This is a genomic window from Erwinia sp. INIA01 (assembly GCF_025947915.1).
In the GTDB taxonomy this organism is placed as follows: domain Bacteria; phylum Pseudomonadota; class Gammaproteobacteria; order Enterobacterales; family Enterobacteriaceae; genus Erwinia; species Erwinia coffeiphila.
In genome coordinates, this window is the sequence record NZ_JAPDNC010000004.1 from 213,198 (window position 1) to 237,307 (window position 24,110).

Sequence of the window (24,110 nt, forward strand, 5' to 3'; positions counted from 1 at the left end):
AGACAGAGACAGAGACAGAGACAGAGACAGAGACAGAGACAGAGACAGAGACAGAGACAGAGACAGAGACAGAGACAGAGACAAGCTTAGCGTATTCGTTTTGCCTGCAAATTTATTTTTCGCATAGCAAAACGGGCCAGCTTTCGCTGACCCGTAGAATTAGGTGGTGGAAGCGTAGAGATTCGAACTCTAGAACGGTTTCCCGTCGCCGGTTTTCAAGACCGGTGCCTTCAGCCACTCGGCCACGCTTCCACAATGGGGCGCACTATAAACATCCCGACCGGGCTTGTAAAGCAGGTTTTGTTTCGTTTGCCTGAAAAATCAGCGAAAACGACGCGCTCGCTGTGATATTCGCCAATCTGCTTAAGTTATCAGCGCTTTAGCGAGTAAAGAAGGGTAAAACATCTTTCCCCTTCGCCCTTCCCTCTTTATTCTCTCTGGTATTTTAGTGACCCTGAGAGGTGCTTTATGGATCGCATAGTTTATTCCTCACGCGAAAGCTCGCTGTTGAGCACGCACAAAGTTTTACGTAATACCTATTTCCTGCTGGGCCTGACGCTGGCATTTTCCGCCGTCACCGCCACGCTGAGCACCGTGTTTGCTCTGCCTTCCCCAGGACTGATCCTGATGCTGGTGGGTTTCTACGGCCTGATGTTCCTGACCTATCGTCTGGCTAACAGCCCGGCGGGTATTCTGGCTGCGTTTGCCTTTACCGGTTTCCTTGGCTACTGCCTGGGACCGATCCTGAACTCGTTCCTGTCTGCCGGCATGGGTGATGTGATTGGACTGGCGCTGGGCGGTACTGCGCTGGTGTTCTTCTGCTGTTCAGCCTACGTGTTGACCACTCGTAAGGATATGTCTTTCCTGTCCGGCATGCTGATGGCAGGTTTTGTCGTGCTGCTGATTGCGGTTGTGGCTAACATTTTCCTGAACATCCCGGCGCTGCATATGGCGATCAGCGTGCTGTTTGTCTTATTCTCTACCGGTGCCATCCTGTGGGAAACCAGCAACATCATTAACGGCGGCGAGACCAACTATATTCGCGCTACCGTCAGCCTGTACGTTTCGATCTACAACATCTTCGTTAGTCTGTTGAGCCTGCTGGGCATGTCCCGCAGCAACTAATTCTGACCTGATGCAAACAAAGCCTCGCTTATGCGGGGCTTTGTTTTTGGCTGAAGTAAAAGTTTGTTAAACTCCGCCGCAGAGTGAATCAGTCTGTAGAGGTAATAGAGTGCAATTTGAAGGCAGAGAGATTGAGCGCGACGCGCAGGGCTATCTGAAATCCACCGCAGACTGGAGCGAAGCGCTGGCACCGCTGCTGGCGGAAGAAGAAAACATTGAACTGAGCGACGCACACTGGGAAGTCGTTCGGTTCGTGCGCGAATTTTATCTGGAGTTTAATACCTCTCCGGCCGTACGCATGCTGGTGAAAGCCATGGCACAGAAGTATGGCGAAGAGAAAGGCAACAGCCGTTATCTTTTCCGACTGTTCCCGAAAGGCCCCGCTAAACAGGCCACTAAAATTGCCGGTTTACCCAAGCCCGCAAAGTGCCTGTAACGCTAGCCGGTCGTAAACCCTTTTAACCCGGCAGCAGGCTGGCAGGGCTCCGTCAGTACGCGTTCAACCCTGGCGGTTCGCGGCCCTCCTGCTTGCAGCCAGCCGAGCAGCGCATCAACCTGCTGCTGCTCACCGCACATCAAAACTTCTACGCTGCCGTCATCAAGGTTTATCGCATGGCCCGTAAGCCCCAGAGCTTTTGCTTCGCGCTGGGTACTGTAGCGGAACCCGACGCCCTGCACTCTGCCGTAAACCCATGCACGCAGACCGACACTCGCCATTTTCTCTCCTTATCTCCGCCACTGATTGCTTTTTCCCAGTCAGCACCGGACAATATCGCCTGATTCTCTGAGTATAAGCATAACTAACTATGACTGTTCGTTTGATTCTTGCCAAAGGGCGTGAAAAGTCCTTACTCCGTCGCCATCCATGGGTGTTCTCCGGGGCGATTGCCCGCATGGAAGGTAAAGCCCAGTCGGGTGAAACTATTGATGTCTGCGATAGCCAGGGAAAATGGCTGGCGCGTGCCGCCTGGTCTCCACAGTCGCAAATTCGCGCACGCGTCTGGAGCTGGGAGCACGACGAATCGATTGATATCGACTTTTTTGTCCGCCGTTTGCAGGCCGCGCAGCAGCTGCGCGACTGGCTGGCTCACCGTGACAATCTTGACAGCTACCGCCTGATTGCCGGTGAATCCGACGGGCTGCCGGGAATCACTATCGATCGATTCGGTAACTTCCTTGTGCTGCAGCTCCTGTCTGCCGGAGCGGAATACCAGCGTGCCGCGTTGATCACCGCGCTGCAAACCTGCTATCCGGGCTGCGCAATTTACGATCGTTCTGACGTTAGCGTCCGTAAAAAAGAAGGTCTGGAGCTGACCCAGGGTGTTGTTCTGGGCGAAACGCCACCGGAACTGCTGCCGATTACCGAACACGGAATGAAGCTGCTGGTGGACATTCAGACCGGTCACAAAACCGGCTATTACCTCGATCAGCGCGACAGCCGTCTGGCAACCCGCCGCTATGCAGAAGATCGCCGCGTGCTGAACTGCTTCTCTTACACCGGTGGTTTCGCAGTTTCCGCCCTGATGGGCAACTGTCGTGAAGTGATCAGCGTTGATACTTCGCAGGCTGCGCTCGATGTGGCAAAGCAGAACGTTGAGTTAAACGGTCTGGATCTGAGCAAGGCCCAGTTCCTGCGCGATGACGTTTTCAAACTGCTGCGCCGCTATCGTGACGAAGGCGAAAAATTCGATCTGATCGTGATGGACCCACCTAAGTTTGTTGAGAATAAAAATCAGCTGATGGGTGCGTGCCGTGGCTATAAAGACATTAATATGCTGGCAATGCAACTGCTGAACCCGGGCGGTATGCTGATGACCTTCTCCTGCTCCGGACTGATGCCTACCGAACTGTTCCAGAAACTCATTGCAGATGCCGCCGTCGATGCTAAGCGCGACGTACAGATTATTGAGCAGTTCCGTCAGGCTGCCGATCATCCGGTTATTTCCAGCTATCCGGAAGGACTTTATCTGAAAGGTTTCGCCTGCCGCGTGCTGTGACTTGAAAAGTGTTGCCTTCGCCTCCATACAGTGTGGTAAGGGCAACGTTTCAGGAGGTCACCCATGATTGCCAGCAAATACGGTATTGGTCAGCAGGTTCGTCATCAGCTGCTGGGTTTTTTGGGCGTGATAGTCGATGTCGATCCTCAGTATTCACTGAAAGAGTCGGTCAGTGAAGATATCAGCGGCAGCGAAGCAATGCGTGCAGCGCCCTGGTATCATGTGGTGATGGAAGATGAAGAAGGCCAGACGGTACACACCTACCTGGCCGAAGCGCAGATTGCCTGGGAGCAGCCGGGAGAACATCCTGATCAACAGTCGCTGGATGAGCTGGCGCTTTCCATTCGCCAGCAGCTGCAGTCTCCAAGCCTGAGAAATTAATTTAAACCCTGCTAAAGCAGGGTTTTTTATGCGCTCTTCGCCAACCCAAGGCGCGGGATTTCTATTTTCGGGCAGCGATCCATGACAACGGTTAGCCCGGCATCCGCCGCCAGCACCGCAGCCTGTTCGTTGATCACCCCAATCTGCAGCCACAGCGTTTTCGCACCGATGGAAATCGCCTCCTGGGCAATGCCCCACGCCGCCTCCGCATTGCGGAAAACATCCACCATGTCGACAGGCTGAGGAATGTCTGTCAGTTCGGCATAAACCGCCTGCCCCAACAGTTTCTGACCGGCCAGTTTAGGGTTGACCGGTATAACGGCATAACCCTGAGAAAGAAGATATTCCATAACGTGGAAGGCCGGGCGCTGCTCGTTATCTGTGGCCCCTACCAGGGCGATAGTTTTGCTACTGGTCAGAACATTGATAATCTTTTTGTCATCCATTTTTCTCTCCGGTTCGGGTTAACGGCCTGTATTTTCTCATTATGACTGATTCGCCTGGCTCAGTATCACCACTTCAGTAATTCACGATCAATAGCACGATTAAGTGTGTTTAAATGTTAATATGATGCCATACTGAAAGACTTTGATACATTCGACGTTTTCTCACCTTTTGCTCGTCTGGAGTAAGAATGAAGCTGTTTAAGGTCATAATCGGGCTGGTCATAATGCTGATTGCCTCTTCTGTGCAGGCAACCACGCTAAAGCTTTCTGCCGATATCGACCTTTTGGTTCTGGACGGGCATAAAATTTCCGGTTCGCTGCTAAAAGGCGCTGACGGATTAGAGCTGGAGCGCGGCGAACATCAGCTGCTTTTTCGCGTAGAGAAATCGTTTCATATCCCTGCCCATACTCCCGTGACCTGGGTTTCAGCTCCGCAAATTGTGACGTTTACCGCCCGCAGTCAATCGGTGCTGATTCAGCTTCCCCCTTTAGCTTCCGTACGCGAAGCCAGAATGTTCGACAAGAAACCGCAGTTTACTTTAGTCGATGAAAAAGGCGGCGAGATCGAAAATAAGCGCGATTTTTTGACCGTTACTACCAGCAGTGATTTTGAACAGGCGATGATTCACTATAACCTGAACGGAGAAAACGCCTCAGTTCCACGTTTTGCGCAGTCGGGTAAACATACTGCCCTTAGCGCTGCACAGGAGCAGGATCTGGCTCTCGATCGCCGTTCGGCAGCGGAAAGGATGCTGCATCTCTGGTATCAGCAGGTTGATGCTGCCACCCGCCAGCGTTTTATTACCCTGATGAAAGCCTTACATACCAGTTGATATCCGTTTAACCGCAACGTTACACTCAACTTTCTGTTTATTTGACGTTTCTGCCGTTACCCTACATAGCCAGGATATCTGAATGGACCAGACCACTCGTAAGATACAGCCGCAAAAACATATTGCGCTGGTCGCTCATGACCACTGTAAAAACTCCCTGATGGAATGGGTAAATATCCATAGAGAAAAGCTGCAGCCCCATACGCTGTATGCCACCGGCACAACCGGTAATCTGGTACAGCGAGCAACCGGCCTGCCGGTTACCGCCATGCTCAGCGGCCCGATGGGCGGCGATCAGCAGGTGGGTGCGTTGATCTCGGAAGGGAAAATCGATCTGTTGATTTTCTTCTGGGACCCGCTGAACGCCGTACCGCACGACCCGGATGTGAAAGCCCTGCTGCGTCTGGCTACCGTGTGGAATATCCCGGTGGCAACCAACCGCGCAACCGCTGATTTCATTATCCACTCGCCGTTATTCGATCAGCAGGTTGAAATCCAGATCCCGGATTACGAGCGCTACCTGCAGCAGCGCCTGAAGTAACCGCTTCTGCCGTCAGGGTTTTCGCACCTGCGGAACGCCCTGGCGGCCCAGTTCGGCAACAAAATCCGAAGGTTCATCGCGATCGTAAAGCAGCCAGACCTGATGGATTGCACGGGTGATGGCGACATACGCCAGTCGACGCTCCTCGGCATCGGGAAACTCTTCCACCTTGGGCAGTAGCGCCGCTTCCATCACCGATTCCCTCGCCGGTGCAGGGAAACCCTCATCCCCCTGAGACAGTCCCAGTAGGATAACGTACTCCGCCTGCTGTCCTTTACTGGCGTGGATAGTCATAAACTCCAGTTTGAGTTTTGGCCAGCGAGTTGCCGCTTTATCCAATACCTCAGGGCGAAGGTGATGATAGCGAGCCAGCACCATAATCCGCTCGTCCGGCTGAACGTAGCCACTCATTTTATTCAGCAGTGCTTCCAGCTGATCTTCCGGCAATAGCTGAATAGATTTTTTGGTCCCTTTGGCCAGGCTGTTCAGCGTTTTCTTCAACTGGTGCGGATTACGCTGTACAAAGGCGTTGGCAACTTCCCCAATGCGTTGATTGAAGCGGTAGGTGGTATCAAGTATGCAGCGGTCGCCCTCACCAAAATAGTGATGAAACGCCGTGGTCAGGGTCATTTCAGCACCGCTGAACCGATATATCGCCTGCCAGTCATCGCCGACGGCGAACAGTGCGGTTTGCCGGTTTTGCCGACGCAGTGCAGCCAGCAGTTCTGCCCGCTGCGGCGAGATATCCTGAAACTCATCCACCAGAATGTGTTTCCACGGGCTAATAAAGCGGCCTTTATCCAGGATGTTAATCGCCTGATGGATCAGGCCAGAAAAATCGACGGCCCCCTCGTCCTTGAGTGCGGTTTTCCAGGCTTTAAGCAGCGGAGCCATCAGCTTGACTCTTTTGCTAAACAGTTCGCGGATTTCTTCCGGCGCACCGTCGATCATTGCCGCCTGGGCACCGCCATGCATACGCATCAGTCCCAGCCAGCGTTCAAGGCGTGTCGCCAGTCGCTTTGCCAGGCTGTTACTTTGCCAGAAGTTTCCTTCCTCTATCTCCCATTCCAGCTCGTCACTCAACCACTGACGCCAGCCGTTGGCGTGGGCTTTTTTCTCACTGCACTGCTGCCGCCAGACGCTAATCAGCAAATCATGACGCGCCGCTGTGTCGCTTTCCAGTTTGCTGATCGCGGGGGATTTATTGCTGCCCTGACGAATAATATGCAGCGCCAGAGAGTGGAAGGTACGTGCCGAGAAGTCTTCACTGTGCAGGCGTGAACGCAGACGCTCATTCATCTCTTCTGCCGCTTTACGACCAAAAGCGAGCAACAGCACCTGCTCCGCCGTCGCCTGTTTGCGCAGCAACAGCCACCCCGCCCGCGCAACCAGCACCGAGGTTTTACCGCTGCCCGCTCCGGCCAGTACCAGCACCGAATCTTCGCCATTGACCACCGCTCGCGCCTGCGAGGGATTCAGCGGCGAACTCTCCACCTGCTCGAAATAATCGGCATGCTGTTCCAGCATACGCTCCGTCCAGTGCGCGTTACGCTTCACGCGCTGGCTGTCACTGTCATTCAGCCACTGCTGACAATACCGCCAGGATTCGCGGCAGTTATCAAACTCATCAAGGCGGGATACAGGAAGCGGCACGGCGTCGAAGGATTTACGGATCGCCTGCTGCCAGCTGCTAATATCGCTGCGTTTCAGCCAACGATCCTGCTGCTCGGCAAGACGAATGGCTTCGGCCTGCTGGTTTAATACTCCGGCCGCCACTTCACTCATCTCCTGGCTCCACTGCTGCCAGGCGAGGCTGAGGTAGTGGTAGAAACGCTGCGTTTCATTCCATTCCGTACCGTGCAAACGAACGACTTTATCGTCAGGCAATGAAAATTCCAGCTCGCCCCAAACCAGACCACGCTTGCAGGCTATGGATAACAGCTGATTAAAGGGAATCAGATACTCGTGTTTTTCACCACTGACCTCAACGCCAGCATTCAACAGCCGCACCCGATTGTAAGGATGTTGTGCCAGATGTTTACCCAGCGATGTTGCTTTCAGTTCCATTCCTGCGACCCTGCTGCGGTTAATTTCATCTGCACATAGTTTAGCTGGCGACAGTTTACCTCTCCAGCGTTAAAACGCGTTACAATCAATGAATTGTCACTGAGACTTCTCTCAACGCCTAAGGGGACACCACCGATGCGCGCCATACTTAATATCCTCAATTTCATTCTGGGCGGCTGTCTGACCACCCTGTCATGGTTGTTGGCCACATTAGTCAGTATCGTGTTGATTTTTACCCTGCCGCTGACCCGTTCATGCTGGGAAATCACTAAACTTTCACTGCTGCCCTTCGGTAATGAAGCGATACATGTGGATGAGATAAACCCTGATGGAAAAAGTGCACTAATGAACTCAGGCGGTACGCTGCTTAATATTCTGTGGGTGATTTTTTTCGGCTGGTGGCTGTGCCTGATGCACATCACCGCAGGTATTGCGCAATGTCTGACGATTATTGGTATTCCGGTGGGCATCGCTAACCTGAAAATTGCCGTTATCGCACTCTGGCCGGTGGGGCGCCGCGTCGTGCCCGTTGAAGTCGCACGCGCTGCACGTGAAGCCAATGCGCGCCGTCGTTTTTCGTGAGCCGTACCATGCAAACCTCGCTGATCGATAACCTTCGCCGGCATGCGTTTAACAGCAGCTGGCTGTACAATATTCGCATTACGCTGGCTCTGATTGGCACTACGGCCGTCCCCTGGTGGCTGCATCAGATCACCTGGACAATACCGCTAACGCTGGGCGTCGTTGCCGCCGCGCTGACCGATCTCGACGATCGCCTCAGCGGCCGCCTGCGTAACCTGCTTATTACGCTGATCTGTTTCTGTATTGCTTCCGTGTCTGTTGAGCTGCTCTTTCCACATCCGTGGCTGTTTGTTATCGGGTTGGCGATCTCTAGCTGGGGCTTTATTCTGCTGGGCGCGTTGGGGCCGCGTTACGCAACGATTGCCTTCGGCGCATTACTGATTGCCATCTACACCATGCTGGGAATTGGTCTGTTTCCCCAATGGTACTTGCAGCCCATCCTGCTGCTGACCGGCGCCATTTGGTATAACCTGCTGACGCTGTTCGGGCACCTGTTGTTTCCTATCCGCCCGCTGCAGGAAAACCTGTCACGCTGCTATGCGCAGTTGGCACAGTATCTGGAAGCCAAAGCCAGCCTGTTCGATCCTGACCTTGAAGAAGATGACCGGCAGGCGATGGTGGATGTCGCTATGGCAAACAGTCAACTGGTCACCCTGCTGAACCAGGCAAAAGCGTCTATACAGTCGCGGCTACGAGGAGATCGCGGCCAGCGCGGAACCAGGCGCACGCTTCATTACTATTTTGTGGCTCAGGATATCCATGAGCGCGCCAGTTCCTCGCACGTGCAGTACCATTCTCTGCGTAAAGCATGGGGTGCCAGTGATATTCTTTTCCGCTTTCAGCGCCTGTTAACGCTGCAGGCCGTGGCATGTCGACAGCTTTCACGCGCCATCCTGCTGCGTGAAACCTATCAGCATGATTTGCGCTTTGAACGCGTGTTTGCCAATCTTAACGCAGCGCTCCAGAGACTGACTGAGCAACAGCCGGAGAGCCGGGAAGTAAAAGCGATGCACTTCCTGCTGAACAATCTGAAAGCGATCGATGCCCAGCTGGCAACGATTGAATCAGAACAGGCGCTGGCGGAAGGCGGTTATTACCACGATCAATCGCTTTCCCGCGAGGGGCTAACCGGCTGGAGCGATATCCGCCTGCGCCTCAGCCGCCATATGAGTGCGGAATCGCCGCTGTTCCGCCATGCAGTCCGACTCTCGCTTCTCCTGTGCGCCGGTTACGCTTTTATTCAATTCACCGGCCTGCAGCACGGCTACTGGATACTGCTAACCAGCCTGTTTGTTTGCCAGCCCAATTACAGTGCCACGCGCAGGCGGCTGGCGCTGCGAATCGTCGGTACACTGACAGGAATTGCTCTCGGATTGCCTCTCCTTTGGCTGGTACCGTCTATTGAGGGGCAGTTGATGCTGATCGTCGTTACCGGCGTGATGTTCTTCTTCTTCCGTAACATTCAGTATGCCCATGCCACCATGTTTATCACGCTGCTGGTGCTGCTGTGCTTCAATCTGCTGGGCGAAGGGTTTGAAGTCGCGCTGCCACGCATTATTGATACGCTGCTGGGCTGTGGCATTGCCTGGCTGGCCGTCGCATTTATCTGGCCGGACTGGCGTTTTCTCAGACTTCCGGCCGTGGCGGAGCGAACGCTCAATGCTAACTGCCGCTACCTGGATGCAGTGCTGGTGCAGTATCATCAGGGAAAAGACAATCGCCTTGATTACCGCATCGCACGGCGGGATGCCCACAACGGTGATGCAGAGCTGGCTGCCGTGGTATCGAATATCCCGGCTGAAAGTAAAGCGGATAGCGCACTTCGTGAAGCCGCTTTCCGACTACTGTGTCTGAACCACTCGTTCCTGAGCTACATTTCAGCGCTGGGGGCACACCGTGAGAAACTCGAAAACACCAATCTGCTTCAGCTAATGGATGATGCCGTCTGCTATGTTGATGATATCCTGCATATTGAAGTGGTGGATGAAGCTAAAGCGCAGCGCATGATGGCAAACCTGGCACAACGGATTCAGAAAACTGAGTCAGATAATGCCACCAAAGAACCGCTTGTCTTACAGCAGGTGGGCCTGCTGGTGGCATTGTTACCTGAAATTGCCAGGCTTAAACAGCAGATTGTTCAACGTACCGGCAACCAGGCTTAATGAAAAAAATCACCCTTTTCGATGCGCATTGCTTTTAAACCAGGCGCGCAATTCCTCTTTAACTGCGGTCGGCAGCGCCTCATAGTGGCTGCCAACTATCGCCCCCTCAAGAGCAAATAGCACCGAAAGACCAAGATGTTTATTGATAGCCCGCAGTTTAAGCCAGCTTCGTTTTGCCCCCTGTTCCATGAGCATTTCAATGGAACAAATACCGACTTCCCGCAGCAACGCCTCCATCCGAATCCCCATATTGGGTAGATCTTTGATACGCCGATTCCTTAGCCTCTCTTTTAATTCCTGCCGTGCACCATTCAGACACAGTGAAGAAATAGCCACTAGCTGGTCGGCATCGGACCACAGCACACCATCAACACGGTAGTAATTAAGGGCAACCGGCAGACCTCGCTTTACAAAATGCAGGGGCTGCATTTTCCTTTCACTTATATATGGCTGGGCCTGTTCGCAGGCACGCAGATACAGTTCTCCATCGGCAACAACTGCAAATACGGTCTTCGACACAGACAGGCTATAGCCACCAAACTGTGTGCGTGATTCCACCGGCCCCAACGCCGCTAAACGCTGTTTCGTCTGCTCAATTCTCTGTTTTGAACTACTCATAGCAACTCCCTGCTCAGCTTAAGAACATTCGCATAAATCCCGAAAAATCAACATATTGAAACATAGGCAATCCGTATTACAGGTTCAATGAATAAATGACAATGTTTCAAGTTATCTTGCGATTTTGCGAGGCGTAATCAAAAAAATAAGGTTGATCTTTGTCCATTACACATATACTGTATATTCATACAGTGACATTGCGAGCGAAGACATCATGCATACCTATTTCCCGAAATCTCAATCAGTTAATAGTGCATTCCACGTTTCATCACGCGTGACATCTGCTCCAGCTAATGCCGCTGGCCTGATTAGCGAATTAATTTACAGCGAGAACCAGCCAGGTATGACGCAGCTGTTGCTGCTCCCTCTGTTACAGCAGTTAGGCAAACAGTCTCGCTGGCAGCTGTGGCTCACTCCTCATCAAAAGTTGAGCCGCGAGTGGTTGCAGCGTTCAGGGCTGCCTTTAGATCGCGTTATGCAAGCCGCACATTCAGGGCCAATCACCACCGTTGAAGCAATGATTAAAGCTTTGCAAACAGGTAATTACAGCGTCGTTTTGGGGTGGTTCGAAGAGGATGTTTCGGAGAGCGATCGTGCACGACTGCTGGCAGCAGCAAACTCTGGCCAGGCACTGGGGTTAATCATGCGTCCCGATCGTGCAAATTCTCAGTCAGGCAGACCACTTAGCGGGTTAAAAATTCATTCAAGTTTGTATCATTAAGTAAAAATGAGATAATTCTCAGGATTTTTTCTCGTGGTACACGCCTTAAGCCCCAGATAATGTTATGACGCGGCTGTACAATAGGTTAGCTGCGTCTCTGACCATTTCTTATACACATAATTCCGTTCGGAATGTTAAAAAATATGTAAGATTCCCCATTTTTTTACCGGCCAGCGTCATATCACACTTGTAAGTTTGCTAGTACGTTGTAGACTTTATCTCGCCAGGGTGCTCAATAACCTCCTTTTTTTGGAAGAGTCATAAACGAGCATGACAACCCGGCAAAGGATTTAACCAAAGAGCTTAATTTAAGCTCATTGCCTATTTGGATGATAACGAGGCGCAAAAATGAAAAAGACAGCTATCGCAATTGCAGTGGCACTGGCTGGCTTCGCTACCGTAGCGCAGGCCGCTCCTAAAGATGACACCTGGTATACCGGTGCTAAACTGGGCTGGTCTCAGTACCACGACAAAGGTTACTACGGTAACGGTTACCAAAACAACGACGGCCCAACTCATGAAAACCAGCTTGGTGCTGGTGCATTCGTTGGTTATCAGGCGAATCCATACCTGGGCTTCGAACTGGGTTATGACTGGCTGGGCCGTATGCCTAACAAAGGCGATCAGGTCAATGGCGCATTCAAAGCGCAGGGCGTTCAGCTGGCAGCTAAGTTGAGCTACCCGGTTCTGGACAACCTGGACCTGTACACCCGTCTGGGTGGTATGGTTTGGCGTGCTGACTCCACTCAGCAGGTAGTTGGCGGCGATCGCATCAGCGATCACGACACTGGCGTTTCTCCACTGGCAGCAGTGGGTGTTGAATATGCTCTGACTCCAAACTGGGCAACCCGTCTGGACTACCAGTGGGTTAACAACATCGGTGACGCAGGTACCGTTGGTGCACGTCCTGACAACTCTATGTTCAGCGTAGGTGTTTCTTACCGTTTCGGTCAGGAAGAAGCTGCTGCTCCAGCACCAGCTCCAGCACCAGCTCCAGCTCCAGTTGTTGAAACCAAGCGTTTCACCCTGAAGTCTGACGTGCTGTTCAACTTCAACAAAGCCACTCTGAAACCAGAAGGTCAGCAGGCTCTGGATCAGCTGTACACCCAGCTGAGCAATCTGGACCCTAAAGATGGCTCTGTTGTAGTACTGGGCTTCACAGACCGCATCGGTTCTGAAGAATACAACCAGAAACTGTCTGAGAAACGTGCTCAGTCAGTAGTGGACTACCTGGTATCTAAAGGTATCCCAGCTAACAAGATCTCTGCACGTGGCCAGGGTAAATCTAACCCAGTTACTGGCAACACCTGTGACAGCGTGAAAGGCCGTCAGGCTCTGATCGACTGCCTGGCGCCAGACCGTCGCGTAGAAATCGAAGTTAAAGGCATCAAAGACGTTGTAACTCAGCCTCAGGCTTAAGTGACGCTTTGAGCAAAAAACCCCGCTTCGGCGGGGTTTTTTATTTCCTTCATTACAGCATCTGAGAGTTAAATTGCTTCCCGTCCTGTTATTCAGGTTTTCCGAGAATAGCCTTAAGATCCTGCTTAAGTGAGGACATCTGACTGGCATATTGCTCTTTACGTTCCGCATCCTCAATGAGCTGCACCACCGTTTCCGAAAGCGTACTGTTACGGCGCTGCGCCAGTCCAGCAAGACGCTGCCACACCAGATATTCCAGATCGATAGACTTCTTCCGCGTATGCTGATGTTCAGCATTAAAATGGCGTTTACGACGCGCGCGAATCGTCTGCTTCATACGGTTTTCAAGAGCCGGATTAATATGCTGGTTAATCCAGGTCAAAACCAGATTGGGAGTATTCTCCATCGCCAACAACTCATCCACGACCGCCTGCGCTGCGCTTAACTCGACATAGCGCGTGATCGCTTCACCTTCGCGGTGTTTTTTGACGAGGTATTTCCATTTCCATCCGCTTTCAAGATTTTCCAGTTGTTGATATTTCATCGGAATCTCATGCTGATCCTATAACAAGTTAAGAATAACAGCTTTTTTTAATCTGGCTGCAAAGAAAACCGGAACCAGGCCGTGAATCTCAATTCAGTTAATACAGAACCGCATGTCTGCTGTGCTTAACAGGCTGAATTATTGTATAATGCCGCTTTTATTCATTTCAGAAAAATACGATAACTTTGACCAACAACCGATTAGAGTGGCGCGCCCTACAGCCCGATACAGAACGCTTCCAGCATCTCATCTCACAGGCTGCCACCACTGAGACAGAGTGTTTTGCTAACGTGCAGTCTCGCCTGTTCAACGGCCTCAGCCTGCTTCTGCAAACCCCGGCTAAAGTACCGCTTATGCTGGTCAAAAGCGCCGAAAGCGCCGAATATCTGGCTTTGCTACAGGATGTCCTCTCTTCCCTCGTCGAATCAGATGAAGAGGATGATGCAAACCTGTTATACGGTGGGCACTACCTGGTTGAACCGCAGAAGGTCATCTGGCGCCCTGCGGAAAGTTCAGATGATAATTTTGCCAGCACCGGCGGCGTTCATCAGGCTGACTGGATCGAAGCCGAGCAGCTTTTTGGCTGTGTTCGTGTTTATAACTCAATACTCACGCTGTCTCCGGGTCTTGTTCACCGCGCCAACGGCGGCGTGCTGATTCTCTCCCTGCGCGCGCTGCTGGCACAGCCATTACTCTGGCTACGCCTGAAAAAAATCATAGTCAACCAGCGCTTTGACTGGTATTCGCAGGATGAAACACGGCCTCTCCCGCTAGACGTCCCGTCAATGCCGATGCAGCTTCGTCTGGTTCTCACCGGCGATCGTGATGCACTGGCTGATTTCCAGGATATGGAACCCGAGCTGGCTTCACTGTCGCTTTACAGCGAGTTTGAAGAGAACATCCAGCTGGTTGATGAGGAAGAATTCACTAACTGGATGCAGTGGGTGCTCAACATTGCACAGAGCCTTGGTTATCCAGCCCCGGCAGCTGATTTCTGGCCAGTGCTCATCCGCGAAGCAGCCCGCTATACCGGCGATCAGGAGACACTTCCGCTAGATCCAACCTGGCTGGCACGTCAGCTGCAGGATGCTGCACTTTACAGTGAAGATGAGAACGTAAACGGTGAAAATTTACGCGACGCTCTCACTACCCGCGAATGGCGTGAAGGTTTCCTTTCAGAGCGCGTCCGTGATGACATTCTGCTTGACCAGATTCTGATCGAAACCGAAGGTGAAATGGTTGGCCAAATCAACGCACTTTCGGTGATCGATTTCCCGGGTCACCCACGTCCGTTTGGTGAGCCTTCGCGTATCAGCTGCGTGGTGCATGTAGGTGACGGCGAGTTTACCGATGTAGAGCGTAAAGCAGAACTCGGTGGAAATATCCATGCTAAAGGCATGATGATTATGCAGGCTTGGCTGATCGCCGAGCTGGAGCTGGACCAACAGCTGCCCTTCTCCGCTTCTCTGGTATTTGAGCAGTCATACTCAGAAGTTGATGGCGACAGCGCCTCGCTGGCAGAGCTTTGCGTATTAATCAGCGCACTCGCTTTACAGCCAATCAATCAGCAAATTGCCGTTACCGGTTCCGTCGATCAGTTTGGTCGCGTTCAGCCCGTGGGCGGATTAAATGAAAAAATTGAAGGCTTCTTCAATATCTGTAATCAACGTACGCTAAATGGCAATCAGGGCGTTATTATTCCTGCGGCCAACGTACGTCACCTCTCGTTACAACAAGAAGTTGTAGATGCTGTGCGGGAAGGTAAATTCCATTTGTGGGCCGTATCCAGCGTGGATGAAGCCCTGCCGTTGTTAACGGGTGTTGAATGGGACAAGGAGAACGATCCTTGCCTGCTGCGTTCTATTCAGGATCGCATTGCTCAGATTAACCAACAGGATGCACGACAGCTTCCGTGGGCACTGCGTTGGTTAAACTGGTTCAACCAGCGCTGATCGGACTTGTTCAGCGTACACGTGTTAGCTAAAATTCGTGATTCACTAAAATAAGGCTTATTGAGAATATGGTAGATAAACGCGAATCCTATACAAAAGAAGACCTGATTGCTTCTGGTCGCGGTGAACTTTTTGGTGCAGAAGGCCCGCCATTGCCAGCCGGCAATATGTTGATGATGGACCGCGTAATCAAAATGACAGAAGATGGCGGCAACTACGGTAAAGGCTTTGTTGAGGCCGAGCTGGATATCAATCCGGACCTGTGGTTCTTCGGCTGCCACTTTATTGGCGATCCGGTTATGCCTGGCTGCCTGGGTCTGGATGCAATGTGGCAGCTGGTCGGTTTTTACCTCGGCTGGTTAGGCGCTGAAGGTAAAGGCCGTGCGCTGGGCGTTGGCGAGGTGAAATTCACCGGCCAGGTCCTGCCAACGGCGAAAAAGGTTTCGTACCGTATTCATTTTAAACGCGTTATTAACCGTAAACTGGTGATGGGCGTTGCTGATGGAGAAGTGCTGGTCGATGGCCAGGTGATTTACACCGCTACCGACCTGAAAGTAGGTCTGTTCAAAGATACAACTGCTTTCTAATCGTTCTGGTCATTGTTGCAAAACAATGACCTGCAGAACCGAAAACCTCCGCAGCAGCGGAGGTTTATTCCTTTACGTTGAACAGGCGTTACGCGGTAACCGTCCTGTCCTCCATGGCCTGTCGCCAACCTCCCAACCAGTGAGATCGAGCATCTAGCATTTGGTAAGGACACATCTCTTTTGAGCGTCCGGTAATGCCCGCCTGATAACCTCGTGAATGTGCCCGATCCAGGCGATCTCGTTTCTGTCTCTTCATGCCGCGTTTCCCTCATTTTGTCTGGTGGAATCTGGTGGAAAGAAAACAGTGGCTACTGAGTGCGCAGCCACAATTAAGTTCTACCTCTGCGGTAATAAAAGATCAATGCGCAAATTTCACGCCAATGTCATATTTATGACCTGGCATTTTCATAATTTTGCATTGTTTATTGGTACTGAAAGGTTACAGGTGGATGATTAGCAATAAAAAAGCCTTCGATTATGCAAAAGTCTCATTTTGCGATAATCAAAGGCTTAGGCCATTTGTAAAAATAATAACTAACGTTGCTGATTTATCGCATTTGCGATCTGGGTCGAGATCTGTTGCCATCCCTGAGAGAGCGTTCTGACTAGCGAATCATAACCGTCCTCGCTTTGCGGCAGGTCCAGCATAAACGCACGCTTCTCTAAGCGGCCTTCACGCTGCAGCATCCACACACCACTGATCACTGCACGGCCATCGTAGCGCCCATGAAAGCCGGTGACCGTCACGTTGAGTGTATCGTGCTGCTGACCAAGGGGCGAAGAAGAAATCACCGCGCCGGGCAATTCACGGCTCAGATTACTGACCAGCGTTTGCTGTAGCTGCTGGTCGAGCGGACTGGCCCAGCGATTGTTAGCGGCGATAACGTACTGAACGTCATTGCTCTGATAGACCACGCCGTTACCTGCCAGATAATCCGGGATCGATACCGCCTCTACCCAGATTGGCCGGGAAAAAGTCTGACTGCTCACCACCGTATTACTGCCTGCAACAGGCAACTGATAATAGCGTGTTTCTGGCGTGCTGCTGCAGGCAGTCACCGCAAGTATCAGCGCTAAGGGTATCCATTTCATCATCATTTCGCCCTCTTCGGCTGTGGGTCCTGACCGGGTTTCGCTTCAAACACCAACGCATTACTTTTATTGTTCAGCGTTTTTAGCACCGGCTGTAGCTCACGCATCACCTGATCCAGACTCTGCAAATCCGCCACCATTTTGTTGTAAGCCGGCGATCCTGGCTGGAAGCCCTTCATGCTGCGATTCAGTTCACGTAGCGTATTCTGCATATCTGCCGGCAGCTCCTGCATCGCCTGACTGGAAGTGATTTGATTGAGGTTATCCAGCGTTTTTTGCAGCTCGCGCAGCGTGCGCTGGCTCTCTTTCAGCGTACCGGTTGCCTCGTTCAGCATCGGATTCAGCGGCAGGTTATTGATCTTATCCAGCGACTCCACCAGCTTTTCCTGAAGCTGCGCAAGTCCACCGCTGACCGTCGGAATCAGCTCGTAATCTCCAAATTTAGACGAACCAGTTACCGCTTTGGCATTTTTATAGAAATCCAGATCCACGTATAGCGAACCGGTCAGCAAGTTGGCAGATTTAAGGGAGGCGCGTAACCCCTCACTGATACCACTTTTCAGATGCTGCTCGAAGTTGAAACCTTCTCCCAGCTGCTTACGGAAACGCTCTGGTTCTATACGGATCAGCACCGGAATGCGGTAATCGTTATTCAGGCGCTGAGCGATACCCGGCGCGGTGAACGGTACTTCAGCCACGGTACCAAGGCGAATACCCCTGAATTCAACCGGCGCACCCGCATTCAGGCCGCGAACCGATTCGTTAAAGAACATCAGGAAATCTTTGTGCTCGCTGTAGAGAGAATCCTGAATGCTACGCTGATCGTCAAATAACCGATACTCCGCTTTATTTTCAGCGGGCTTACCCAGCTCCCAGCCTTCCGGTACGTCAAAACTCACCCCACCGCTTAGCAGCGTTGCCAGCGATCCCATTTCGACCCGCATCCCCGATGCGGACATATCAACCGCAATGCCGCTGTCTTTCCAGAAGCGAACATTGGTGGTAATCAGCCGATCGTAAGGCGCGGCAATAAACAACTGATAGCCGATCATACGTTTATCGGTATCGAATGAACTGGTTTCTACTGAACCAACGCGATAACCACGGAACAGGACCGGATCGCCCGGGTTTAGCTGGCCGGCTTTGCGGCTGTCCAGAGTGATGCGGATCCCTTTTGCATCCGGTGGAGCCAACGGCGGTGCATCCAGTAGTTCATACTGTTTTGCTTTTTCGCCTTTTGCACCGGGCTGAAGCTCAATATAGGCTCCGGACAACAGCGTTCCCAGACCGCTAACGCCACCGCGGCCAATAGTGGGTTTGACGACCCAAAAAGCACTGTCTTCGCGCAGGAGTTTCTCCATACCAGAGTTAAGACGCGCTTTAATTTCAACGTGGTGCAGATCGTCGGTCAGCACCGCGCTCTCTACGATGCCGACATCCACACTGCGGCTTTTAATGGTGGTTTTTCCACCTTCAATGCCTTCTGCATTGGTAGTAATCAGGGTCACTTCCGGCCCCTGATGACTGAAATGATAAAACAGTATCCATGCGCCGATCAGCACGGTCACAATCGGCACGATCCAAACCGGGGACCAGCGTTTAATATGTTCTACCCTGGCGGTGCTGTGATTATTGTCCGTCACTAAACGACTCCTCAGTACTCTTATCTTTCACCCGATCCCAGGTTAGTCGGGGATCAAACGTAATAGCAGCAAACATTGTCAGGATCACCACCATCGCGAATAACAGCGCGCCCGTTGCGGGATAGATGCTCATCAACCGCCCCATACGCACCAGTGCCGACAGTACGGCAATAACAAAAACGTCAATCATTGACCAGCGTCCGACAAACTCGACCATTTCATAAATTTTATGCATCCGTTCACTGTCATGGTGATGCCGACTGTCTCCCTTGACATCCCAGCACAACCAGCCGATAGCCAGCATTTTCAATGAAGGTACCATGATACTGGCAATGAATATCACTAGTGCTACCGGATAGGAACCATCGCTCCACAGCAGGATAACCCCGGCCATGATGGTTGAACCCATCTTGTTACCCAGCGCTTCGGTGATCATGATTGGCATCAGGTTAGCGGGAATATAAAGCAGTATGGAGGTCAACAGCAGCGCCAGCGTCCACTGCAGACTGTGCTTACGCCGTGCATGGCCATGACTCCCACAGCGCGGACAGACTAACCGATCGCTGGCCAGCACTGCGGTACAGCATGAGCATGAGCGCATACCCTGCCGCAGGCCGCTAATGCCCGCCACCGGACGCGCAGGCAGAGCGGGTAATGGCGCAACTCGCTGCCAAAGCACCCGACGTTCTATGCACTGAAATGCCCGCAGTTGCAGTACGCAAAACAGGCACCAGGGGATAAAGCTGCTACCAATGCCGATGTCGCCATAGGCCATCAACTTAACGAAACTGACCAGAACTCCGGCGAGGAAAATTTCCGCCATGCCCCAGCTCCGCAGCTGCATCAGGATGCGGGTCATACCCCGTTTCAACGGCAGCGGCAGTTTTAACGGGCTGACCAGCAGCAGGATCGCTATCATGCAGAACGCGGGCACGCCCTGAACGAAGAGCATAAACAGCGTAGCCAGACTGCTGTAGTCCTCAGAAACCATTACCTGAGGGATCTGCATCATGGAAATTTCGCTGCTTAAACCCGCAACCCGCATATTAACGAAGGGAAAGAGGTTAGCCAGCAGCAGCATAAACAGCGCCGCCAGCGCATAGCCAGCCGGCCGCCTGAGCGGCTCAACCCAGCTGGAGTGAAGTGTGGTATGACAGCGCGGGCAGCTTGCTTTGCTGCCCGGCAGAAGCACGGGCAACTGTGTCATGAGGTCACACTGCGGACATAGAATCCATTGATGTGCGTGGTGCGACGAACACATACCTTTCCCTCAATAAAATTACGCGCCGTTACTTAACGACTCAAGGTATTCCCAACGTTCAAACGCCGTTTCCAGTTCCTGTTCGGCTTTTGCCAGCGCATCCAGAACCGACTGAGTCGCCTCGTGCGGCTGGTTAAAGAAGTTTACATCAGCAACCTGCGCCTGATATGCAGCAAGCTGTGCTTCCAGCTCTTCCATTTTCTGAGGCAGCTGTTCCAGTTCACGCTGTAAATTGTAGCTCAGCTTAGCAGCCGGTTTTTTCACTGCTTCGCTTTTTACGCTTTCCTGACGAGGTTGAGAAGGCGCACTTTTAGCGGCAGCACGGTTTTGTTTCCAGGCAGAACGCTGAAGCTGGGCATCATGGTAGCCACCAACGAATGCACCAATTTCACCAGTGCCATCGAAGATCCAGCATTCGGTGACGGTGTTATCCACGAACTGACGATCGTGGCTAACCAGCAGTACCGTTCCCTGGTAACCATCAATGAGTTCTTCCAATAGCTCAAGCGTTTCTACATCCAGGTCGTTGGTCGGTTCATCGAGAATCAGCAGGTTACTCGGCTTCAGGAACAGACGAGCCAGCAGCAGTCGGTTACGCTCTCCACCGGACAAGGCTCGCACCGGCGTCATCGCACGTTTTGGATGGAACAGGAAGTCCTGTAAGTAACCGAGTACATGACGCGGTTTACCGTTTACCATCACTTCCTGCTTACCTTCGGCCAGGTTGTCCATAACCGTGCGGTCCGGGTTCAGCTCGGCACGGTGCTGATCGAAGTAGGCCACTTCCAGTTTAGTACCAATATGCACTCGGCCACTGTCCGGCTTTAGCTGATCCAGCATCAGCTTCAGCAATGTCGTTTTGCCACAGCCGTTCGGGCCGATGAGAGCAATTTTATCGCCGCGCTGAACCTGACGAGAGAAATCGTTAACCAGCTGCTTGCCCGCAATACCGTATTTGACGTTTTCCAGTTCGAAGACAATTTTGCCGGAGCGTGATGCTTCTTCCACCTGCATGTTGGCTTTGCCCATCACTTCACGACGTTCGGAACGTTCGCGGCGCAAGGCCTTCAGTGCGCGTACGCGTCCTTCATTACGAGTACGACGGGCTTTGATGCCCTGGCGTATCCACACTTCTTCCTGCGCCAGCTTGCGGTCAAATTCAGCGTTCTGCATCTCTTCAACGCGCAGCGCTTCCTCTTTGCCCAGCAGATACTGATCGTAATCTCCCGGCCAGGACACCAGCTTGCCGCGGTCAAGATCGACAATACGCGTTGCCATATTGCGGATAAATGAACGGTCGTGAGAGATAAAGATGATGCTGCCCTGGAACGTTTTCAGGAACGTTTCCAGCCAGTCGATGGTTTCAATATCCAGGTGGTTGGTTGGCTCATCAAGCATCAGCACCTTTGGGTTGCTGACCAGCGCGCGCCCCAGCGCCGCTTTACGCAGCCAGCCACCGGACAGGGAAGAAAGTTCAGCGTCACCATCCAGACCAATCTTCTCCAGCACGTCATGAATACGGCTTTCCAGCTGCCACAGATTTTGATGGTCGAGGATCGACTGCAGACGCGCCATCTCATTGAGATTTTTATCGCTCGGATCTTCCATCACCAGATGAGAAATAGCGTGATAGGCTTTCAGGTGCTCCGCCTGCTCTTCCACCCCTTCGGCAACAAAGTCATACACCGAGCCTGCCACGTTGCGCGGTGGGTCCTGTTGCAGACGAGCGACGATCAGATCCTGTTCATAAATGATACGACCATCGTCCAGAGGCTGTTCACGGTTGATAATCTTCATCAACGTGGATTTACCGGCACCGTTACGCCCGACCAGACAAACGCGCTCATTCTCTTCGATATGGAGTTCAGTGTTATCCAACAGCGGCGCATCGCTGAATGAAAGATAAGCGCCATGAATACTGATTAGTGACATAAATACTTATTCCTTACCGGCGTGCGTCAGCAGCCAGCAGTTGTGAATTTGACGGTTACGGGCAAAATCCTGTGACTGTGTTTTGGCGGTAATGTCGCGAGCCTCAAGACCCAACGCTTCCAGCCCGGCAAAGTCCATCTTAAAGCCGCGTTTATTGTTAGAGAACATAATGGTGCCGCCCACTCTCAGCAGACGTTTAAGATCCTTCATCAGATCCAGATGATCGCGCTGCACATCAAAACTCTCCTCCATTCGCTTGGAGTTAGAGAACGTTGGCGGATCGATAAAGATCAGATCGAACTGTTCATCGGCTTCGCGCATCCAGTTCAGGCAGTCTGCCTGCATCAGTCGATGCTGGCGACCGGTTAAACCGTTAAGCCGCAGGTTACGTTCTGCCCACTCCAGATAGGTCCGCGACATATCGACCGTGGTGGTGGTGCGCGCACCGCCAAGGCCGGCGTGAACGCTGGCACTACCGGTGTAGGCAAACAGATTAAGGAAGTCTTTGCCTTTACTCATCTGGCCCAGCATTTTGCGGGCGATGCGATGATCGAGGAACAAACCGGTATCGAGATAATCCGTCAGATTGACCCACAGTTTGGCGTTAAACTCGCTGACCTGGAAAAAATCCCCCTTCTCGCCCAGTTTCTGATACTGATTTTTCCCTTTCTGCCTTTCACGGGTTTTCAGCACCAGCCGGTTGGTCGGTAACTCCATGACATTAAGCGTTGCGGCAATGACATCAAACAGACGCTGGCGCGCTTTAGCTGGCTCAACGGTTTTCGGCGGCGCATATTCCTGCACCACCACCCAGTCAGCGTAGCGGTCAACGGCGACGTTATAATCCGGTAAGTCGGCATCATAGACGCGATAGCACTCAATCCCTTCCTGGCGCGCCCACTTATCCAGCTTCTTCAGATTCTTACGCAGGCGGTTGGCATAATCATCCGCCAGCTGTGCTACGGCACCGCCAGACGGGTTCGCGGCCAGCTGATAGTTTTTCTGCACGCAGTCCAGCGGACCATTTTTTGCTTTGAACTGACGATCTGCACGCAGCTGCAGGCAGCTCAGCAGCTCAGGTGAAGCGCTGAACAGCGACAGATTCCAGCCGCCAAACTGAGCTTTCATCAGGCGGCCCAGCTGACTGTGCAGCGCGATCAACGCAGGTTCACTTTCCAGACGCTCACCGTAAGGTGGATTGCTCAGCACCGTACCCGCCGGACCTTCCGGCAGCGGATTTTGCAGCTTCAGCACATCCTGAAGGGTGAAGCTAATCCGCTCAGCCAGGCCAGCACGACGGGCGTTGGCCCGCGCACTTTCAATCACGCGCGGATCGTTGTCATAGCCGAAGAAGCGCGAGGTATTATCCTGCAGGCCTTTCTTTGCTCTCGCCTGCGCTTCCTGCTTCACTTCACCCCAAAGCGCCGCATCAAATTTACTCCAGCCGGTAAAGCCCCAGTGATTGCGGTGCAGGCCCGGTGCACGATCGCAGGCGATCATGGCGGCTTCCAGCAACAGCGTACCGGAACCACACATCGGATCGACCAGTGGCGTACCCGACTGCCAGCCGGAGCGCAGCACAATAGCGGCTGCCAGTGTCTCTTTCAGCGGTGCCTGACCGGTTTGCTGGCGATAACCGCGCATATGCAAGCCTTCGCCGCTGAGATCAAGCGCGATGCTGGCCGTGTCTTTATTCAACCAGACATTGACGCGGATATCCGGCAGTTCGCGATCGACATCCGGACGCGCCAGCCCTTTACGGGTAAAGCTGTCAACAATGGCGTCTTTGACCTTCAGCGCACCATACTGACTGTTGCGGATAACCTCGTTCAGACCGCTAAAATGCACGGCGAAAGTTTTATCGCTGCCGAACATTGCCGGCCAGTCAATAGCCTGCACGCCGAGGTAGAGGTCCAGATCGCTGTAAACACCGCATTCTGTCAGCGGCAGCAGAATACGCGAGGCCAGACGACTCCACATCAGACTTTGGTACATCAGACGATCGTCACCCTGATAATGTACGCCGCCCTGGACGACCTGGCAGCTTTGCGCGCCAAGGGCTTCCAGTTCACTTTTTAACAGCTCTTCGAGCCCACGCGCCGTACTGGCAAACAGAGAATTCATAGTGTCACTTATCGTCATCAGAAAATTGCTGCGCATTATAGCTAATCATGGCGTCATGTCATAAAGTTAGCTTCTTTTGCTGC

At 52.6% G+C, this 24,110-nt stretch carries 23 protein-coding genes and 1 tRNA gene; 12 read left to right on the forward strand and 12 right to left on the reverse strand.

What is annotated here, in order from left to right; all coding sequences use genetic code 11:
* Positions 1 to 164: 164 nt before the first annotated feature.
* Positions 165 to 252: transfer RNA gene (locus OMR58_RS09070), tRNA-Ser, on the reverse strand.
* 216 nt (positions 253 to 468) lie between these two features.
* On the opposite strand from OMR58_RS09070, the gene yccA reads away from it, so the two are divergent.
* Positions 469 to 1,125, forward strand: a complete 657-nt coding sequence (yccA, locus tag OMR58_RS09075; protein WP_105593393.1) for an FtsH protease modulator YccA — start codon at positions 469 to 471, stop codon at positions 1,123 to 1,125.
* A gap of 109 nt (positions 1,126 to 1,234) precedes the next feature.
* On the forward strand, positions 1,235 to 1,561 hold the full coding sequence (tusE, locus tag OMR58_RS09080; RefSeq protein WP_264545747.1) for a sulfurtransferase TusE: 327 nt from the start codon (positions 1,235 to 1,237) through the stop codon (positions 1,559 to 1,561).
* 2 nt (positions 1,562 to 1,563) lie between these two features.
* On the opposite strand, the gene yccX is transcribed toward tusE, so the two are convergent.
* Positions 1,564 to 1,842, reverse strand: a complete 279-nt coding sequence (gene yccX / locus OMR58_RS09085; protein ID WP_200545813.1) for an acylphosphatase — start codon at positions 1,840 to 1,842, stop codon at positions 1,564 to 1,566.
* An 89-nt stretch (positions 1,843 to 1,931) separates the two neighbouring features.
* Between yccX and rlmI the strand changes: the two genes are divergently transcribed.
* A complete protein-coding gene (gene rlmI, locus OMR58_RS09090; protein ID WP_264545748.1) occupies positions 1,932 to 3,122 on the forward strand; it encodes a 23S rRNA (cytosine(1962)-C(5))-methyltransferase RlmI in 1,191 nt (396 codons plus the stop codon).
* A gap of 63 nt (positions 3,123 to 3,185) precedes the next feature.
* Entirely contained in the window at positions 3,186 to 3,503 is a 318-nt protein-coding gene (gene hspQ, locus OMR58_RS09095; RefSeq protein WP_105593397.1) for a heat shock protein HspQ, read from the forward strand.
* A gap of 26 nt (positions 3,504 to 3,529) precedes the next feature.
* Here the strand turns inward: hspQ and OMR58_RS09100 are convergent, their stop codons facing one another.
* Entirely contained in the window at positions 3,530 to 3,949 is a 420-nt protein-coding gene (locus tag OMR58_RS09100) for a CoA-binding protein (RefSeq protein WP_264545749.1), read from the reverse strand.
* Positions 3,950 to 4,137: 188 nt separating this feature from the next.
* Between OMR58_RS09100 and OMR58_RS09105 the strand changes: the two genes are divergently transcribed.
* Together OMR58_RS09105 and OMR58_RS09110 are read left to right on the forward strand one after the other, a co-directional pair.
* Positions 4,138 to 4,782, forward strand: coding sequence for a DUF2057 family protein (locus tag OMR58_RS09105; protein WP_264545750.1), 645 nt, complete (start codon positions 4,138 to 4,140; stop codon positions 4,780 to 4,782).
* 82 nt (positions 4,783 to 4,864) lie between these two features.
* Positions 4,865 to 5,323 (forward strand): methylglyoxal synthase, encoded by a 459-nt coding sequence (locus tag OMR58_RS09110; protein ID WP_105593400.1) that lies wholly within the window; start codon positions 4,865 to 4,867, stop codon positions 5,321 to 5,323.
* A gap of 12 nt (positions 5,324 to 5,335) precedes the next feature.
* Here the strand turns inward: OMR58_RS09110 and helD are convergent, their stop codons facing one another.
* The gene (gene helD / locus OMR58_RS09115; protein ID WP_264545751.1) at positions 5,336 to 7,390 is read right to left on the reverse strand and encodes a DNA helicase IV; all 2,055 of its coding nucleotides are present in this window, start codon (positions 7,388 to 7,390) and stop codon (positions 5,336 to 5,338) included.
* Positions 7,391 to 7,525: 135 nt separating this feature from the next.
* On the opposite strand from helD, the gene OMR58_RS09120 reads away from it, so the two are divergent.
* The gene (locus OMR58_RS09120; RefSeq protein WP_200545808.1) at positions 7,526 to 7,972 is read left to right on the forward strand and encodes a YccF domain-containing protein; all 447 of its coding nucleotides are present in this window, start codon (positions 7,526 to 7,528) and stop codon (positions 7,970 to 7,972) included.
* A gap of 8 nt (positions 7,973 to 7,980) precedes the next feature.
* Positions 7,981 to 10,134 carry a YccS family putative transporter gene (yccS, locus tag OMR58_RS09125; protein ID WP_264545752.1) on the forward strand — a complete coding sequence of 718 codons (2,154 nt, stop codon included), beginning with the start codon at positions 7,981 to 7,983 and terminating at the stop codon, positions 10,132 to 10,134.
* 9 nt (positions 10,135 to 10,143) lie between these two features.
* On the opposite strand, the gene OMR58_RS09130 is transcribed toward yccS, so the two are convergent.
* Positions 10,144 to 10,752 carry a TfoX/Sxy family DNA transformation protein gene (locus OMR58_RS09130; RefSeq protein ID WP_200545806.1) on the reverse strand — a complete coding sequence of 203 codons (609 nt, stop codon included), beginning with the start codon at positions 10,750 to 10,752 and terminating at the stop codon, positions 10,144 to 10,146.
* Positions 10,753 to 10,966: 214 nt separating this feature from the next.
* Here OMR58_RS09130 and sulA point away from each other — a divergent pair, with 214 nt between their 5' ends.
* Both sulA and ompA read left to right on the forward strand, forming a co-directional pair.
* Complete coding sequence (gene sulA, locus OMR58_RS09135) at positions 10,967 to 11,473, forward strand: SOS-induced cell division inhibitor SulA (RefSeq protein ID WP_105593405.1); 507 nt, start codon at positions 10,967 to 10,969, stop codon at positions 11,471 to 11,473.
* Between the two features lie 348 nt (positions 11,474 to 11,821).
* Positions 11,822 to 12,892: a porin OmpA gene (gene ompA / locus OMR58_RS09140; protein WP_105593406.1), complete on the forward strand. Its 1,071-nt coding sequence runs from the start codon at positions 11,822 to 11,824 to the stop codon at positions 12,890 to 12,892.
* 88 nt (positions 12,893 to 12,980) lie between these two features.
* Here ompA and matP read toward each other — a convergent pair whose 3' ends face one another.
* Positions 12,981 to 13,436, reverse strand: coding sequence for a macrodomain Ter protein MatP (gene matP, locus OMR58_RS09145; RefSeq protein WP_105593407.1), 456 nt, complete (start codon positions 13,434 to 13,436; stop codon positions 12,981 to 12,983).
* A gap of 185 nt (positions 13,437 to 13,621) precedes the next feature.
* Between matP and OMR58_RS09150 the strand changes: the two genes are divergently transcribed.
* Together OMR58_RS09150 and fabA are read left to right on the forward strand one after the other, a co-directional pair.
* The gene (locus OMR58_RS09150) at positions 13,622 to 15,388 is read left to right on the forward strand and encodes a Lon protease family protein (RefSeq protein WP_264545753.1); all 1,767 of its coding nucleotides are present in this window, start codon (positions 13,622 to 13,624) and stop codon (positions 15,386 to 15,388) included.
* Positions 15,389 to 15,456: 68 nt separating this feature from the next.
* Positions 15,457 to 15,975, forward strand: a complete 519-nt coding sequence (gene fabA / locus OMR58_RS09155) for a bifunctional 3-hydroxydecanoyl-ACP dehydratase/trans-2-decenoyl-ACP isomerase (protein WP_105593409.1) — start codon at positions 15,457 to 15,459, stop codon at positions 15,973 to 15,975.
* An 88-nt stretch (positions 15,976 to 16,063) separates the two neighbouring features.
* On the opposite strand, the gene rmf is transcribed toward fabA, so the two are convergent.
* From rmf to rlmKL, 6 genes are all read right to left on the reverse strand, one after another.
* Positions 16,064 to 16,231 carry a ribosome modulation factor gene (rmf, locus tag OMR58_RS09160; RefSeq protein ID WP_105593410.1) on the reverse strand — a complete coding sequence of 56 codons (168 nt, stop codon included), beginning with the start codon at positions 16,229 to 16,231 and terminating at the stop codon, positions 16,064 to 16,066.
* A gap of 278 nt (positions 16,232 to 16,509) precedes the next feature.
* Positions 16,510 to 17,070: a membrane integrity-associated transporter subunit PqiC gene (gene pqiC / locus OMR58_RS09165; RefSeq protein ID WP_200561484.1), complete on the reverse strand. Its 561-nt coding sequence runs from the start codon at positions 17,068 to 17,070 to the stop codon at positions 16,510 to 16,512.
* Positions 17,070 to 18,710: an intermembrane transport protein PqiB gene (gene pqiB, locus OMR58_RS09170; protein ID WP_200561402.1), complete on the reverse strand. Its 1,641-nt coding sequence runs from the start codon at positions 18,708 to 18,710 to the stop codon at positions 17,070 to 17,072. Before pqiB ends, pqiC begins: the two co-directional genes overlap by 1 nt.
* Positions 18,697 to 19,971 (reverse strand): membrane integrity-associated transporter subunit PqiA, encoded by a 1,275-nt coding sequence (gene pqiA / locus OMR58_RS09175; protein WP_105593413.1) that lies wholly within the window; start codon positions 19,969 to 19,971, stop codon positions 18,697 to 18,699. The genes pqiB and pqiA overlap by 14 nt, the downstream gene beginning before the upstream one ends.
* Positions 19,972 to 19,989: 18 nt before the next feature.
* Positions 19,990 to 21,903 (reverse strand): ABC transporter ATP-binding protein, encoded by a 1,914-nt coding sequence (locus tag OMR58_RS09180; RefSeq protein WP_200561404.1) that lies wholly within the window; start codon positions 21,901 to 21,903, stop codon positions 19,990 to 19,992.
* A 6-nt stretch (positions 21,904 to 21,909) separates the two neighbouring features.
* Entirely contained in the window at positions 21,910 to 24,027 is a 2,118-nt protein-coding gene (rlmKL, locus tag OMR58_RS09185; protein WP_264545754.1) for a bifunctional 23S rRNA (guanine(2069)-N(7))-methyltransferase RlmK/23S rRNA (guanine(2445)-N(2))-methyltransferase RlmL, read from the reverse strand.
* Positions 24,028 to 24,110 lie beyond the last annotated feature (83 nt).

What these genes read in the sequence shown, in the direction of transcription:
- pqiC (WP_200561484.1), bottom strand. Translation starts at nt 17,070, where the DNA reads ATGATGAAATGGATACCCTTAGCGCTGATACTTGCGGTGACTGCCTGC.
- yccX (WP_200545813.1), bottom strand. Translation starts at nt 1,842, where the DNA reads ATGGCGAGTGTCGGTCTGCGTGCATGGGTTTACGGCAGAGTGCAGGGC.
- ompA (WP_105593406.1), top strand. Translation starts at nt 11,822, where the DNA reads ATGAAAAAGACAGCTATCGCAATTGCAGTGGCACTGGCTGGCTTCGCT.
- rlmI (WP_264545748.1), top strand. Translation starts at nt 1,932, where the DNA reads ATGACTGTTCGTTTGATTCTTGCCAAAGGGCGTGAAAAGTCCTTACTC.
- OMR58_RS09120 (WP_200545808.1), top strand. Translation starts at nt 7,526, where the DNA reads ATGCGCGCCATACTTAATATCCTCAATTTCATTCTGGGCGGCTGTCTG.
- yccA (WP_105593393.1), top strand. Translation starts at nt 469, where the DNA reads ATGGATCGCATAGTTTATTCCTCACGCGAAAGCTCGCTGTTGAGCACG.
- rmf (WP_105593410.1), bottom strand. Translation starts at nt 16,231, where the DNA reads ATGAAGAGACAGAAACGAGATCGCCTGGATCGGGCACATTCACGAGGT.
- pqiA (WP_105593413.1), bottom strand. Translation starts at nt 19,971, where the DNA reads ATGTGTTCGTCGCACCACGCACATCAATGGATTCTATGTCCGCAGTGT.
- OMR58_RS09130 (WP_200545806.1), bottom strand. Translation starts at nt 10,752, where the DNA reads ATGAGTAGTTCAAAACAGAGAATTGAGCAGACGAAACAGCGTTTAGCG.
- rlmKL (WP_264545754.1), bottom strand. Translation starts at nt 24,027, where the DNA reads ATGAATTCTCTGTTTGCCAGTACGGCGCGTGGGCTCGAAGAGCTGTTA.
- OMR58_RS09100 (WP_264545749.1), bottom strand. Translation starts at nt 3,949, where the DNA reads ATGGATGACAAAAAGATTATCAATGTTCTGACCAGTAGCAAAACTATC.
- sulA (WP_105593405.1), top strand. Translation starts at nt 10,967, where the DNA reads ATGCATACCTATTTCCCGAAATCTCAATCAGTTAATAGTGCATTCCAC.
- yccS (WP_264545752.1), top strand. Translation starts at nt 7,981, where the DNA reads ATGCAAACCTCGCTGATCGATAACCTTCGCCGGCATGCGTTTAACAGC.
- fabA (WP_105593409.1), top strand. Translation starts at nt 15,457, where the DNA reads ATGGTAGATAAACGCGAATCCTATACAAAAGAAGACCTGATTGCTTCT.
- OMR58_RS09180 (WP_200561404.1), bottom strand. Translation starts at nt 21,903, where the DNA reads ATGTCACTAATCAGTATTCATGGCGCTTATCTTTCATTCAGCGATGCG.
- OMR58_RS09105 (WP_264545750.1), top strand. Translation starts at nt 4,138, where the DNA reads ATGAAGCTGTTTAAGGTCATAATCGGGCTGGTCATAATGCTGATTGCC.
- matP (WP_105593407.1), bottom strand. Translation starts at nt 13,436, where the DNA reads ATGAAATATCAACAACTGGAAAATCTTGAAAGCGGATGGAAATGGAAA.
- hspQ (WP_105593397.1), top strand. Translation starts at nt 3,186, where the DNA reads ATGATTGCCAGCAAATACGGTATTGGTCAGCAGGTTCGTCATCAGCTG.
- OMR58_RS09110 (WP_105593400.1), top strand. Translation starts at nt 4,865, where the DNA reads ATGGACCAGACCACTCGTAAGATACAGCCGCAAAAACATATTGCGCTG.
- helD (WP_264545751.1), bottom strand. Translation starts at nt 7,390, where the DNA reads ATGGAACTGAAAGCAACATCGCTGGGTAAACATCTGGCACAACATCCT.